Annotated in this window: 8 protein-coding genes; 4 read left to right on the forward strand and 4 right to left on the reverse strand. The window is 69.7% G+C overall.

The window, feature by feature from the left end; translation table 11 throughout:
• Positions 1–38: 38 nt before the first annotated feature.
• Positions 39–2,921 (forward strand): glycosyl hydrolase, encoded by a 2,883-nt coding sequence (locus tag MED01_RS32570; RefSeq protein WP_238672289.1) that lies wholly within the window; start codon positions 39–41, stop codon positions 2,919–2,921.
• 94 nt (positions 2,922–3,015) lie between these two features.
• On the opposite strand, the gene MED01_RS32575 is transcribed toward MED01_RS32570, so the two are convergent.
• Together MED01_RS32575 and MED01_RS32580 are read right to left on the reverse strand one after the other, a co-directional pair.
• The gene (locus tag MED01_RS32575; protein WP_238672290.1) at positions 3,016–4,401 is read right to left on the reverse strand and encodes an endo-1,4-beta-xylanase; all 1,386 of its coding nucleotides are present in this window, start codon (positions 4,399–4,401) and stop codon (positions 3,016–3,018) included.
• Between the two features lie 339 nt (positions 4,402–4,740).
• Entirely contained in the window at positions 4,741–6,582 is a 1,842-nt protein-coding gene (locus tag MED01_RS32580; RefSeq protein ID WP_372493777.1) for a family 43 glycosylhydrolase, read from the reverse strand.
• 629 nt (positions 6,583–7,211) lie between these two features.
• Between MED01_RS32580 and MED01_RS32585 the strand changes: the two genes are divergently transcribed.
• From MED01_RS32585 to MED01_RS32595, 3 genes are all read left to right on the forward strand, one after another.
• Positions 7,212–9,545 (forward strand): beta-L-arabinofuranosidase domain-containing protein, encoded by a 2,334-nt coding sequence (locus MED01_RS32585; RefSeq protein ID WP_238672291.1) that lies wholly within the window; start codon positions 7,212–7,214, stop codon positions 9,543–9,545.
• A 160-nt stretch (positions 9,546–9,705) separates the two neighbouring features.
• Entirely contained in the window at positions 9,706–10,644 is a 939-nt protein-coding gene (locus tag MED01_RS32590; RefSeq protein WP_238672292.1) for an NHL repeat-containing protein, read from the forward strand.
• 136 nt (positions 10,645–10,780) lie between these two features.
• Entirely contained in the window at positions 10,781–11,653 is an 873-nt protein-coding gene (locus MED01_RS32595; protein ID WP_238672293.1) for an endonuclease/exonuclease/phosphatase family protein, read from the forward strand.
• Positions 11,654–11,699: 46 nt separating this feature from the next.
• On the opposite strand, the gene MED01_RS32600 is transcribed toward MED01_RS32595, so the two are convergent.
• Both MED01_RS32600 and MED01_RS32605 read right to left on the reverse strand, forming a co-directional pair.
• Positions 11,700–12,584 (reverse strand): MHYT domain-containing protein, encoded by an 885-nt coding sequence (locus MED01_RS32600; protein WP_238672294.1) that lies wholly within the window; start codon positions 12,582–12,584, stop codon positions 11,700–11,702.
• Positions 12,585–12,750: 166 nt separating this feature from the next.
• Entirely contained in the window at positions 12,751–15,552 is a 2,802-nt protein-coding gene (locus MED01_RS32605) for a DEAD/DEAH box helicase (protein ID WP_238672295.1), read from the reverse strand.
• Positions 15,553–15,575 lie beyond the last annotated feature (23 nt).

A 15,575-nucleotide genomic window follows, 5' to 3' on the forward strand; every position in this document is an offset into this window, starting at 1 on the left:
CCCGGCAAGGGCCGCACCCAGCGCGCGATGGAGGCACGATGAAACCTCCCGTCCCCCACCGCCGATGGGCCCTGGCCGCCGCCACCGCGCTGGCCCTGGTCGTCGGCGGCCTCGCCATCCCCGTCACCCGCGCGGCCGAAGCCGCACCCGTCGGCGCCGGCAGCTACACCACCACACCTGTCGGCCCGCTCCCCAGCGGCTGCGGCGCGATGTCCAGCAACCCCCGGCAGTTCGCCACCGCCAACGCGCCCGCCGGGCCGATCCCCACCAACGACTGGTGGTCCTCACTGCTGTGGAAGCGCACCGACTGCTCGTTCAGCGAGCCGCTGCACGCCCACCCGATCTCGTACGACACCTTCGGCGACGGGCTCGGCTTCTCCGCCAACTCCACGCCCGCCATCAGCGGCACCGCCACCGGTGTCGGTGAGTTCCACTACCCGTACGTGCAGGACATCCGGGTCGGTGTGGCCGGGCTCGCCGCTCCACTGGTGAAGGTCGACGGCTGGACGGACTGGACGGTCAGCCCGCACTGGAGCGACGGCACGCGCACCATGCGCGCGACCATCGGCCACGGTTTGCCCTTCGCGTACTTCCAGACCACCGGGGGGAACGCGCAGATCAGCACCGCCGGCACCCCCGACGTCTGGTCCAACAGCGGCGCCACCATCGGCTTCCGGGTCAACGGCCACGACTACGTCGGGTTCGCACCGAGCGGCGCCAGCTGGAGCGTGGCGTCCGGGCGGATCTCGTCCACCCTGGCCGGTCGCGGTTACTTCTCCGTCGCCCTCCTGCCGCCCACGTCGAGCACCACCGAGCGCGCCAGCCTGGCCGCCACCTATGGCCAGTACGCGCACGCCCACGTGACGGGCACGCAGGTGTCGTACGCCTACAACCCGGCGACCAGCGGCCTGACCACCACGTACGCTTTCACCACTACCGCGCGGGAGGGCACCGCCACGCAGACAGTGGTCAGCCTCTACCCGCACCAGTGGAAGTCGCTGAGCGGTTCCACCGCGATCACGCCGACCTACCCGTCGGCGCGTGGCCGGATGAAGGTGCTCACCGGCGTCAACCAGTTCCGCACCGCGATGAAGTTCCAGGGCATCCTGCCGGAGCTGCCGGCCGTCGGTGACGGCAGCGGTGGTGACCTGTCGACGCTCACCGGGCACCTGGCCGCCACCCGCGCGAACCCGATGGACCAACGCGGCAACGACACCTACTGGACCGGCAAGGGGCTCGGCCGGGCCGCGCGGATCGCCGAGATCGCCGACCAGGTGAACGACACCACGACGCGCGACAGCGCGCTGAACGCCATCCGCAGCACGCTCACCGACTGGTTCACCGCGTCCAGCGGCAAGACCAGCAGGGTCTTCTACTACGACAACAACTGGGGCACCCTGATCGGCTACCCGGCGTCGTACGGGTCCGACCAGGAGCTCAACGACCACCACTTCCACTACGGCTACTACATCGCCGCCGCCGCGACACTGGCGAAGTTCGACCCGGCCTGGGCGGCCACCAGCCGCTACGGCGGCATGGTCGACCTGCTGATCCGGGACGCCAACAACTACCGTCGCGACGACACCCGCTTCCCGTACCTGCGGGACTTCGACATCTACGCCGGGCACGACTGGGCGTCCGGGCACGGCTCCTTCGGCTCCGGCAACAACCAGGAGTCCTCGTCGGAGGGGATGAACTTCGCGAGCGCCCTGATCCAGTGGGGGCAGACGACAGGCAACACCGCGGTCCGCGACGCGGGCGTCTTCCTCTACACCACGCAGGCCGCAGCGATCCAGGAGTACTGGTTCGACGTGAGCGACCAGAACTTCCCGAGCGCGTTCGGGCACTCCACGGTCGGCATGGTCTGGGGCGACGGCGGCGCGTACGCCACCTGGTTCAGCGGCGAACCGGAGATGATCCAGGGCATCAACCTGCTGCCGGTCACCGGCGGTCACCTCTACCTGGGCAACAACCCGGCGTACGTGCGGACCAACTACGCCGAACTCGTCCGCAACAACGGCGGACAGCCCACTGTGTGGCAGGACATCCTCTGGCAGTTCCAGGCCCTCGGCGACCCCGACACGGCGCTGGCGAACCTCCGTGCGAACCCGGGCTACACCCCCGAGGAGGGAGAGAGCCGGGCGCACACCTTCCACTGGATCCGTAACCTCGCCGCCCTCGGCAATGTCGACACGACGGTGACCGGCAACCATCCGTTGTCCGCTGTCTTCTCCCGAAACGGGGCGCGGACCTACGTGGCGTCGAACCCGACGGCGACGCCGATCACTGTGACGTTCTCCAACGGCACCACGCTCGCGGTGGGCGCCGGCAGGACGGCCACCACCGGGGCGTACACCTGGAGTGGTGGCAACGCGGCCGGCGGTGTCCCCCCGACGACGCCGACCGATCCACCGCCGACGACCACCCCGCCGCCGACCACCCCGCCGCCGTCCACCGGCGGGCCGACGCGGTACCTGTTGCCCGGAGGTGGGTTGGGCGTCGCCGGTAGCGCGGCCACGACGACGGTCGCGGCGGCGAACGGAAACCACGACGGTACGCCCACCAACGCCCAGGTCTTCACGGCGACCGGCCTCAACCTCGCCTACGCCGGCGGGCAGACGGCGTTCGACCTGTTCGTGGACGCCGGGACGGCGGTCGGCAACGGCGTGCAGGTGCGGATCTCCTACGACCTCACCGGCAACGGCAGTTGGGAACGGGTGGAGACGCTGCGCTACTTCGCCACCGACCCGGTCACCGGCTACGAGCACTACACCCAGAACGCCGGCCTGTCCTCGGCCACCGGCACGTTGGGCGCGCTGAGCAACGGCACGGTCCGGGTGGAGGTCTGGTCGGCGATCGGCAACAACCCGACCACGCTGGGCATCGGCAACCAGTCGGTGCTGCGGCTTCCGTACTCCTGATCGATCTGATCGTCGCGACACGACGTCGGCCGGTGTGCAGGACCAGGATCGGTCCCCCACACCGGCCGATGTGTGCCGGGTCAGTCAGTCGTGCTCAGGAGGCGGTGCAGGTGGGCGTGATGCCGGCCCCACTGCCCGTGCCCTGGAAACCGAACTCGGTGACCTGGCCCGCGCCGAGGCGGCCGTTGTAGTCCACGTTGGCGAACCGCACACTGCCGGTCGAGCCACTGGCCGTCGCGCTCCAGGTGTTCGTGACACTCGCACCGCTCGCAAGGGTGACACCGACGTTCCACCCGCTCGTGCCGGCGGAGCCGGCGGTCACCTTCACGGTGGCCACGAACCCGCCGTTCCACGAGTTCAGTGACACCGACGCCGAGCAACCGGCCGTTCCCGGCGGCGGAGTGGTGGGCGGCGGGTCCGTCGGCGGGGGCGTCGTCGGCGGCGGGTCCGTGGGCGGCGGCGTGGTGGGGATGGCCGGGCCGGCGTTGAGGGCGTTCAGAACGCTCGTGTACGCGGCCTTCTTGTTGCCGTTGCAGTCGAACAGCAGCGCGTTGTCCGAACCACGCCACGAGTCGCAGTCGCGCACACCCCAGGTGGTGATGCCTGTGCAACGGGAGACGTTCATGCAGGCGCGGGTGACGGCGCCGAAGATGTTGGCCTGGTTGCCGCCGGTCATCACGTCCAGCTCGGTGATCTGCACGTCCACGCCGAGGTCGGCGAACCGCTGCAGGTTGGCCTGGTAGTCACCGGCCAACGAGGTGCCCAGGTGCGACTGGAAGCCCACGCAGTCGATCGGCACGCCACGGGACTTGAAGTCCCGCACCATGTTGTAGATACCCGTCGACTTCGCGTTGATCCCGTCGGTGTTGTAGTCGTTGTAACACAACTTCGCACCCGGATCCGCCGCCCGTGCCGCCCGGAACGCCGCCTCGATCCAGTCGTTGCCGGTGCGCTGCAGGTTCGAGTCACGACGCCCACCACCACCACCGTCGGCGAACGCCTCGTTCACCACGTCCCAGGCATAGATCTTGCCCCGGAAGTGCGTCGCCACCTGCGTGACATGGTTGATCATCGCGCTGCGCAACGCACTGCCCGACATGCCCTGCGCCCAACCCGGCTCCTGCTGGTGCCACAGCAACGCATGGCCCCGCACGCTCATGCCATTGGCCTGCGCGTGACTGACCAGACGATCACCACCGGTGTAGCTGAACCGACCCTGCTGCGGCTCGGTGGCGTCCCACTTCATCTCGTTCTCAGCCACGACACTGTTGAACTCACGGTTCAGAATGGTCGTGTACGCGCTGGTGGACAGCTTGCCCGTCGCGACGGCCGCGCCGAAGTAACGGCCCTTCTCGGCCGCCGAGGCCCGGAGGGTCGTGCCGGCGCTGGCCGTGGAGGTCAGCGTCATCGTCATAGCGGCGGCGAGAGCGCCGGTGACTGCGATGGTCACCGCCGCTCGCAGGGCTCTTCTGTGATTCATGCGGATTCCTTCTCTGTGGTGGTGCAGCGATGGAGACGCACGCCCGAATCTGCTCCTGCGACAGGGAGACGTCAGCAACGGTCGCCGTCGCGGCAGCGGTGCGGGGAGTCCTGACCCGACGTCCGGCATGCCCTGGGCGGACGTCGCGGGTCGAGGTGCCACAGCAGGTTCGCCCGGTGAACCACTGGTGCGGCTACCCTCAAGCATCGACTGTGAGCGATAACATGCTGTTCGTCAAGTCGTAACCAACCGCGTCAGGAAACGGGCCGCCCCGTCGCAGTGGTGGGGCACGTCGCCGTGCTGCCGGAGCCGCGCCGGGTGCGGCTCCGGCAGCAACCGTCACTGGAACGAGGCGTCGTCGACGAGGAGGCTGTCGGTGCCCTCGGCCGTCTCCACGTAGAAGGCGGCGTTGCTCAGCGTGCCGCTCCACGAAACGGTAGTGGTGCCGGTGAGCAGGGTCCAACCGTTGACGTTCACTCCCACCGCCGGCGTCAGCTGGAGGTAGTTCGTCGTGCCGTTGGCTGTCAGCGACAGCGTCGCCTTCGCCGACGGGGTGCCGCTCTGCGCTCGTACCCAGACGTTCGTGGTGTAGCTCCTGCCGTTGGTGAGCTTGGCGGTCACGTCCTGGCTGGGGCCGTTCCAGGCGCCGGTCCGGCCGGTGATCGACAACGATCCGCTGCCGCCGTGCGCGACAGTGGTGTTCCTGGCGAGGGTGCCGCTGCCGTGCACACCCCAGCCCGTCGTGCCGTTCTCCACGTCGCCGTTGGTGAGCAGGTTGGTGGCGCTGCCGCCGGTACCGCCGAACTGCCACCAGTTGATGTTGAACAGGTTGCCGCTGCCGCCGGCGAAGCGCAGGTAGAGATCACGGGTGCCGGTCGCTCCGCTGACCGCGCAGGTGGTGGTGCTCCAGGTCTGCCAGCCGCCGGTGCCACCCACCGTGCAGGTGCCCACGGTCGGGCCGTTGGCACTGTCGAGGCGTACCTCGATCCGCCCGCCGCTGGTGGCCGACGCGACCCGGGCGCTGAACGAGGTCGCACCCGCCCCGAACGCGACGCCCTTGACCTTGATGTAGTCGCCGTTCTCGATCCAACCGACGTTCATCCCGCCCTCGCTGGACGCCTCGGTCTCGATCCCCGAGCCCCACGCGATCGTCTCGGCCTCCTGCCGCACGTACGGGTTCAGCGTGCCCACCTGCGGGGCACCGGTGTTCGTCATCGTGATCGTCGGGAACAGGCCATTGCTGCCGTAACTGAACTTCTCCACGGCGACCGAGCGGGTGTAACCACCACCACCCGGCAACGCCCCGTTGTGATAGAAGAAATACGAACCGCCCTGGAAATCAATCACACCCGCGTGATTGGTGAAACTGGCGCCCTGCCGCGGCATGATCGTTCCCCGATACGTCCACGGCCCGGTCGGTCCCGTCGCGGTGGAGTACGCGATGAACTCCGAGCAGCACTCCGCCGCGAACACGTTGTAGTACAACCCGTTGCGCTTGAACACCCACGGCCCCTCCTCATACAGCGTCGGCCGACTCGCATTGCCGTTACGGGTACCGAACCCCGCCGTCGTGAGTGGAATGCGTGTCGCGCTGCCGGAGAACGAAATCATGTCCGGGTTCAACTTCACGTACCACAGACCCGGGTTACCCCAGTACAGATACGCCTGCCCGTCATCGTCGATGAACGCGTGCGGGTCGATTTCGTTGTTGCCGACCAGTGGTCGACCGAGCGCGTCGCGGAACGGCCCGGTCGGGCTGTCCGCCACCCCGACACCGATGACCATCTGCCCGTTGGAACGCTGGCGCACCGGCACGTACCAGTAGAACTTGCCGTTACGCGGAACGACCTGCCCGGCCCACGCGTTGGCGTCCGCCCAGGCGAACGTCGCCAGGTTCATCGGCGAGCCGTGATCGGTCCAGTTCACCATGTCGGCGGACGAGTACACCCGCCACTCACGCATTGTGAAATAGGTGGAACCGTCCTCGTCATGTCCGGTGTAGAGGTAGACCCGACCGTTGTGCACCATCGGCGCCGGGTCGGCGGTGTAGATGTTCTGGACAATGGGGTTGTCGGCCCTGGCCGTACCCGGAATCAGTGCGAGGAGACAGGCCATGCTCGCCAGCCAGGCGATGACGCGCCTGGCCCGGCGGGTGGCCCGGGTTGTGGTTCGATCTGTCACTTTCACTGTTACTCCCACAGAGAGTGCGCCGTACGCGATGTCCGACTGGGCGAGCCACCGCTGTGCCAGCGGCCGCGCGAACGGGCGTCGCCGTTCGCGCGCCGAGCAGCACGACCGGCGGCCGTGTTAGCGCTAACAGGTTGTTCCTGAATGCCTCCTCCCCCATCTGACCTGGATTTTTGTGAGGCGCGGGATGACCGTCGTAACCACATCGCAGCATTGATGTATCGACGTTGACATCGAAGATTTACGATGCACGGTACTGAGCGGCCGGACGGGCGTCAACGGAGGGAAAGTCGACAGCATCCGTCACACACGGTCACACTCCGATGATCGCGAGTCCGGCGGATGTCCGTCTCGGGCCATGACCGCCACCGGGCCCGACACCCCCAGGCCAGGTCGCCTCGGAAATGGGTCAGCGAGGCGCCTCGGGGGTTGCGGGCGTGTTAACGACGAACTATGTTAGCGATCACATCGATGTGCCGCGATAAGCGCAGGGGTGGGCACCCGGCGTCCACGGCGACCCACGTTCCACCCACCCACACCGCACCCGTCGCCGGCCCCATGCCGCCGACGATCCCCCGCCATCGATGGCGGCCCCGACGTACCCGGCCACCTGGAGGTTCCCCATGCCACCCCTGCCCCTCAGCCGCCGCCACCTGCTTCAGGCCGCCGGAGCCACAGTGGTGGTCTCCGCGAGCGGCGTCGCCGTCTCCCCCGGGAGCGCGTCCGCGGCCGTCGTGCCCCCGGCCCGGTCCGACATCGGCGTCTCGGCGTACGCGTTCGACCCGGGTCAGGTACGACTCAGCTCCGGCCGTTGGATGGACAACCAGACCCGGACGCTCAACTACCTGCGGTTCGTCGACGTCGACCGGATGCTCTACAACTTCCGCGCCAACCACCGGCTGTCCACGAACGGCGCCGCCACCAACGGGGGCTGGGACGCGCCGAACTTCCCGTTCCGGACCCACATGCAGGGCCACTTCCTGAGCGCCTGGGCGTACGCGTACGCGGTGCTGGGTGACACCACCTGCCGGGACAAGGCGAACTACATGGTCGCCGAACTGGCCAAGTGCCAGGCGAACAACGGTGCCGCCGGGTTCGGCGCGGGTTACCTCTCCGGCTTCCCGGAGTCCGACTTCACGGCGCTCGAGGCTCGGACGCTGTCCAACGGCAACGTGCCCTACTACTGCATCCACAAGACCCTCGCCGGTCTGCTCGACGTCTGGCGCTACATCGGCAACACGCAGGCCCGTACGGTGCTGCTGTCCCTCGCCGGCTGGGTCGACACCCGGACATCCCGGCTGAGCTCCAGCCAGATGCAGTCGATGCTGGGCACCGAGTTCGGTGGCATGAACGACGTGCTCGCCGACATCTACCAGCAGACCGGCGACTCCCGCTGGCTCGCCACCGCACAGCGGTTCGACCACAACTCCGTGTTCAACCCCCTGGCCTCCGGCCAGGACCAGCTCAACGGGCTGCACGCCAACACGCAGGTGCCCAAGTGGATCGGCGCCGCCCGCGAATACAAGGCCACCGGGACCACCCGTTACCGGGACATCGCCAGCAACGCGTGGCGAATCACCGTCGGCGCGCACACGTACGCCATCGGCGGCAACAGCCAGGCAGAGCACTTCCGGTCGCCGAACGCGATCGCCGGCTACCTCAGCAACGACACCTGCGAGCAGTGCAACACGTTCAACATGCTCAAGCTGACCCGGGAGCTGTGGCTGCTCGACCCGAACCGGGCGGACTACTTCGACTTCTACGAGCGCGCGCTGATCAACCACCTGATCGGCGGGCAGAACCCGTCCGACAGCCACGGTCACATCACCTACTTCACCCCGCTGCGGCCGGGCGGACGTCGCGGTGTCGGCCCGGCGTGGGGTGGCGGCACCTGGAGCACCGACTACAACTCGTTCTGGTGCTGCCAGGGCACCGGCCTGGAGATCAACACGAGGTTGATGGACTCCATCTACTTCTACAACGGCACCACACTGAGCGTGAACCTGTTCACGCCGTCGGTGCTGAACTGGACGCAGCGCGGCATCACTGTCACCCAGACCACCAGCTTCCCGGTCAGTGACACCACCACGCTGACCCTGTCCGGCTCGATGAGCGGGTCGTGGAGCATCCGGGTGCGGATCCCGTCCTGGACCAGCGGCGCGACGATCGCCGTCAACGGCACTGTGGAGAACGTCACCACCACACCGGGCAGTTACGCCACCGTCACGCGCACCTGGGCCGCAGGCGACACCATCACCGTGCGGCTGCCGATGCAGGTCGCCGTCAAGGCCGCCAACGACAACGCCAACGTCGGCGCGGTCACGTACGGCCCCGCGGTGCTGGCCGGCAACTACGGCAACACGGCCCTGAGCACCCTGCCCACCCTCACCGTCTCCTCGATCACCCGGACCAGCACCAGCTCGCTCGCGTTCACCGCCAGCGCCAACGGGTCCACGGTGAACCTCGCCCCCTTCTACGACGCCCACGGCTACAACTACACGGTCTACTGGAACACCAGCGGCAGCGGCGGCCCCACCGGCAGCTACCGCCTGGTCAACGTCGGCACCGGGCTGGTCCTCGGTGTCCAGAACATGTCCACCGCCGACGGTGGTCTGGCCGTGCAGTGGGGCGACAGCGGCACCGCGGACCACAACTGGGTGGTCATCACCGACGGCAACGCGGTCCGGTTCCGCAACGTCAACAGCGGCAAGGTCCTGGGCGTGGAGAACATGTCCACCGCCGACAACGCCCGGGTCCTGCAGTGGGCCGACAACGGGACCGCCGATCACCGGTGGATCCTGGTGGACAACGGCGACGGCACCTACAAGATCCGCAACGTCAACAGCAACAAGCTGCTCGGGATCCTGAACGCGTCGACCGCCTGGGGAGCGCAGGCCGTGCAGGATCCGGACAACGGCAGCGCGGACAACCGGTGGAGGCTGGTCCGCAACGCCTGACCTCCGCCCCGCTCGACGGGCTCACCGGCGCGGTCACCCGAAGGCCGCGCCGGTGACGCCGGGCGGACGCCCGCCAGCGGTCGTACAGTGGGGAGGGTCCTGGCCCCAGTGAACGTGGCGGACGTGTCGGCTCGTGCCGCTTCCGCCCGGAAGGAGCACAGTGAACCGCCCCCTCCGCACCACGCTCGGCGGCGCGTTGACCGCCGCCATGCTGGCCACCGTCGCCGCCGCGCCGGCACAGGCGCACCCCGCAGGGCCGCCGCCGGCCGTCGTCGCCCTCCCCGACGGGTTCCAGCCCGAGGGCATCGCCACCGCCGGCCGGTACGCCTACTTCGGCTCCCGCGCCACCGGTGCCATCCAGCGCGTCGACCTGGTCACCGGCCGGGGCACGACGATCGGCGCGGCCACCGGCACGCCGTCGCTCGGCCTCAAGGTCGATCCACGTGGCCGGCTCTTCGTCTCCGGGGGCACGGCCGGCGACGCTCGCGTGCTCGACACCCGCACCGGCGAAGTGTTGGCCCGCTACCAGTTCGCCACCGCCCCGACGTTCGTCAACGACGTCGTGCTGACCCGTGACGCGGCGTACTTCACCGACTCGAACCGGCCGGTGCTCTACCGGCTGCCGCTCGGTCGCGGTGGGGCGCTGCCGCCCGCCGACGCCTTCACCACGATCACGCTGACCGGCGCGTACGAGCAGGTCGGCACGGGGGTGAACCTCAACGGCATCGCCACCACACCGGACGGCCGGGCGCTGATCGTCGTCCAGTCCACCACCGGCACGCTGTACCGGGTCGACCCGGCGACCGGGGCGAGCACCGTCGTGGACGTGCCGGGCCACACCTTCACCAACGGCGACGGACTTCTCCTGCTCGGCCGCACCCTCTACGTCGTGCAGAACCGCCTCAACCAGATCGCCGTGGTCCGGCTGAACCATGCCGGCACCGCCGGAGCGCTCACCAGCACCATCACCGATCCGAACTTCGACGTACCCACCACAGCGGCCAGGGCGCTGGGCCGGCTCTACCTGCCCAACGCCCGATTCACCACACCGCCGACCCCCACCACGCCCTACACGGCCGTCGCGGTCCGCGCCCACTGAGCGACCCGAGGGGGTACGCGCCGCGCGGCGCGTACCCCCTCGGCCCACCGCTCTGGATCTCGATCGTCGATTCGGCCGCCAGTAGGATCACTGGCACCTCGGCGACGACTGTCGCCTCGTGCACCCCGGAGTTCGTGTGGCCGCCCGCCAGTACCGCTTCCTGCGCCGAACCCTGGCCGTGGGCTGCCTCCTCGCCGCCGCCGCACTGCCGGCCAACCGGCCGGACGCATCGCGTGCCGCGCCCACCGACGCCGCGCAGCCCACTGTTCTACGGATGCTCCAGCTGAACCTCTGCAACAGTGGCCGCGCCGGCTGCTACACCGGCCGAGCGATGGCCAGGGCCGCCGAGGTGATCACCATCGAGGCACCCGATCTGGTCACCCTCAACGAAATCTGCGCCGGTGACGTGTCCGAGCTGCGCGGCGTCTTTCAGACCGTGCACCCCGGGCGAACCGTCGTGGCCGCGTTCCAGGCCGCAGGCGACCGACCAAGCGGTGACGACACCCGCTGTCGCAACGGCCAACGGTTCGGCATCGGGCTGCTGGCCCACGTGCGGACGCCGGCCGCCCCGCCCACCGTGTACGCCGGAACCCACCCGACGCAGGACCTCGCGGACCCCGAGGAACGAGCCTGGCTCTGCGTCGACGTCGACGGCGCCCTGCTCGCCTGCACCACGCACCTGTCGGCCACCGGCTACCGCGTCGCGCTCACCCAGTGCGACCACCTGCTCGACACCATCCTGCCGACGATCAGCCGCAACGCCGGGTACGAGCCCACCGTGCTGGGTGGCGACCTGAACCTGCGCGCCGGCCACGACCCCGACGTGCGGTCCTGCACCCCGCCGGGCCATCAGCGGGTCGACGACGGCCGACTGCAACACGTCACGGCGACCACCGACATCACCCTCTGCTGTCGCAGCCTGGTGCCCATGCACGGGGCGACCGACCATCCCGGGCTGCTGGTCACCCTCGCGATCGACGGCAGCCGCCCCAGCCGGCGGCCGACCTGATCCGCCGCCTCAGCGGGCGCGGATGGGGCGGGCCGGCCGCACGGCGTCAGCGCGGCGGTGTGTCCCGGCGGGACGGGAACGGCGTGCCGGGCTGGCCGAGAGTGGAGCGGGCACGCAACCCCACCGGGTCGGGAGCAGCGGTGGGCGCCGCAGCCGCCGGCTCCGAGAGCCGCCGCCCGTCCAGGTACGCGGTGGCGGCCCGGTCGTCGTCGGTCGGAGCGGCGAGCAGCGCGTAGAGCAGACCGACGACCCCGAAGATCACCGCGAGCACGATCGGCACGAGCAGGGTGCTCACCCCGGCGCCGGTCACCTCACCCGCCCGTTCGTGACGGTGCACCGACAGGGCGCTCATGCCGGTGAAGTGCATCCCGTTGACGGCGATGCCCATGACCAGCGCGGAGGCGAAGATCGCCAACCCCCGCCGGACCGTCATCGCGAGCCACAGCGCGACGGTGGACGCCACCACGGCGATGACCACCGACAGCACGACCCGGACCGTGTCATAGCCGAGGCTGCCGTTGAGGCGCATGGCGGCCATGCCGGTGTAGTGCATGGAGGCCACGCCCGCGCCGGTGAAGATACCGCCGGCGATCAGGCGTACCGGATTCAGCCGGCCGGTGCCCACGATGGCCAGGCCGATACCGACCGCCCCCACGGCGATGGCCGTGCTGGCCGCGGTCAGCGGCACGTCGTAGCGGATCCGGGTGTTCTCCACGGCGAAGCCGAGCATGGCCATGAAGTGCATCGCCCAGATGGCGGTGCCACCCAGCGCCCAGGCCGACAGCAGACCCCACCACGCCCGCTGACCGTTCGTCCGAGCCGTGCGGATGCGCCCGGCGCACACCAGACCGAGGATCGAGCCGAGCACGGACAGCGCGTAGCTCAGCGAGGGCGTGATCCACCCATACTCAAAGTGATTGATCTCCGCCACGGCGGCTTTCTCCCCATTCGTTACCGACGCGTCAACAAGACGCCTCGGCAATGATCAGGGGTGCTGTGATCAGGCGCAACAGTGCCCCCCGCGCTGTTCGAGGGGTGCCGTCGCGGTAACCGTCCGCTGCGTCGATTCACCGACGAAAAATGACTGAGCGTGATTGTCACGCTGACGTGTGGTACGCGAGAACGCCTCGATTGACTGCCGCTATAGCCTGTCGAGCCGTCGACCGCAGCTCCGTTGTGGCACCGCCGGAGTCGGCAATCTGACCGAGCAGGTCGACCACCTGTCGGGCCCACCGGACGAAGTCACCGGCGGGCATTTCGCCATCGATCTCGTGACCGCTGCCGAGCACCTTCGCCAGCGCCTCGCCCCGGGCCCACCGGTAGACGGGCCAGGCGAAACCGAGATCCGGCTCCCGGGTCGCCGTCAGCCCCCGCGCCGCCTCGTCGGCCTCGATCTCCCCCCACAGCTTCAGCGTCTCGTCCACCGCGTCGGCAACCGGCCCGCGCGGCAGCGACGCCCGCTCGTCGACATCGCGGCGCGCCTCGAACACCACCACTGACACCGCGGAGGCCAGCTCGGCAGGGGACAACCCGTTCCACACCCCCCGGCGCAGACACTCGGCGACCAGCAGGTCCGCCTCGGTCCAGATCCGGCCCAGCATCCGACCGGCGTCGGTGACCGCGCCGTCGCGGGCGAGGTAGCCACGCTCGGTCAGCAACGCCACGATCCGGTCGAACGTTCGCGCGAGGGACCCCGTACGACCACTGACGCGCTCGCGCAGCTCCTCGGTGTCACGCTCCAACCGCCGACGCCGCTCCGCCCAGCGGGCGTGCTCCTCCCGCTCCGGGCAGGCATGGCAGGGGTGGTGACGCAGCTCGGTGCGGAGCTGGGCGATCTGGTGGTCCTCGCCGCTCACCTGCCGGGAACGGCCGCCGCGTCGGCCACCGTGCCGATCCAGGCCGGTGCCGCTGACCTCGGCGGCCAGATCCCGCCGGGCACCCGGGGACCGGTGGTTGAAGTGCTTGGGCACCCGGATCCGGGCCAACACCTCGGCCGGAGTGGTGAAGTCGCCCGGGCTGACCCGCCCGGCCCAACGGTCCTGGGTGAGTACCAGCGGCCGGGGCTCACCGAACCCACCGGTCGCCGGGTCCAGCACCACGGCCAGCCCGGCCCGCCGGCCCGACGGCACCCGGATCACGTCGCCGACCCGCAGCCGCTCCAACGAGGCCACCGCGGCGGCCTTGCGCTGGGTCTGCCCCTGCCGGGCGATCGCCTTCTCCCGGTCGGCGATCGCCACCCGCAGCGCGAAGTACTCGTCGAAGTCGCCGTGATGGCAGGCGGCCTCCGCGCCGTACGCCTCGATGGTCTCGGTGTTGCGCTGCACCTGCCGGGCCAGGCCGACCACCGACCGGTCCGCCTGGAACTGGGCGAACGAGGACTCCAGCAGGGCCCGAGCGGGCTCCGCGCCGACAGTGCCGACCAGGTTCACCGCCATGTTGTACGACGGTCGGAAGCTGGAGCGCAGCGGGTAGGTGCGGGCGGACGCGAGCCCGGCCACGTGCCGTGGGTCGGTCTCCGGGGACCACACCACGACGGCGTGCCCCTCCACATCGATGCCTCGCCGGCCGGCGCGCCCGGTGAGCTGCGTGTACTCCCCCGGGGTCAGGTCGACGTGCGCCTCGCCGTTGTACTTGACCAGCCGTTCCAGCACCACGCAGCGGGCCGGCATGTTGATGCCCAACGCCAACGTCTCGGTGGCGAAGACCGCTTTGACCAGGCCGCGGACGAACAACTCCTCGACGACCTCCTTGAACACCGGCAGCATGCCGGCGTGGTGGGCGGCCAGGCCGCGTTCCAGGCCGTCCAGCCACTCCCAGTAGCCCAGGACCGACAGGTCCTCGCCGGGAATGGCGGTGACCCGCGACTCGACGACCCTGCGGATCTCGGTCCGCTCCTCGGCCGAGGTGAGCCGCAGCCCGGCGGCGAGACACTGCTGCACCGCGGCGGCGCAGCCGGCCCGGCTGAAGATGAACAGGATCGCCGGCAGCAGACCCTCCCGGTCCAGTCGGTCGACGATGTCCGGGCGCAACGGGCCACGCCAGCGCGGGCCGCGCCGGCCGGCACCCGGCCCAGCGCTGCGCCCCTCACCCAACTCCAGCCGCCGCGCGGTCTCCCGGGTGTAGCGCAGCAACTCCGGGTGCACGTCGTGCTTGCGGGCGGCGTCGGCGTCGTGGAACAGGTCGAACATCCGCTTGCCGACAAGCATGTGCTGCCACAACGGCACCGGCCGGTGCTCGCTGACCACCACGGCGGTCTCGCCGCGCACGGTGACCAGCCAGTCGGCGAACTCCTCGGCGTTGGAGACGGTCGCCGACAACGAGACCAGGGTGACCGAGGCGGGCAGGTGGATGATCACCTCTTCCCAGACCCCACCGCGGAACCGGTCGGCCAGGTAGTGCACCTCGTCCATCACCACGTAGGCCAGGCCCTCGAGGGTGCTGGAGCCCGCGTAGAGCATGTTGCGCAGCACCTCGGTGGTCATCACCACCACCGGGGCGTCGCCGTTGATCGCGTTGTCGCCGGTCAGCAGGCCGACCTGCTCGGCGCCGTAACGGGCGACCAGGTCGTGGTACTTCTGGTTGGACAGCGCCTTGATCGGCGTGGTGTAGAAGCACTTGCGCCGCGCCGGTGGGGTCGTCGCGTCGACGGCGGGCACCGGATCGTCGGGCCGCCCCCGCAACGCCAGGTGGACGGCGAACTCCCCGACCACCGTCTTGCCAGCACCGGTGGGAGCGCAGACCAGCACACCGCTGCCCCGCTCCAGCGACTGGCACGCCTCCCGCTGGAAGTCGTCGAGGTCGAACCCCAACTCGAGGGCGAACTCGTCCAGCGCCGGAAACTGTGCGGCTTGTGCGGCCTTGCGGCGCGCCGCTGCGTACCGCTCGGCGGGGCTCGACATGGCACCAAGATTAGTGCGTGCCG

Origin of the sequence: Micromonospora alfalfae (genome assembly GCF_022230925.1) — a bacterium.
GTDB lineage: Bacteria > Actinomycetota > Actinomycetes > Mycobacteriales > Micromonosporaceae > Micromonospora > Micromonospora alfalfae.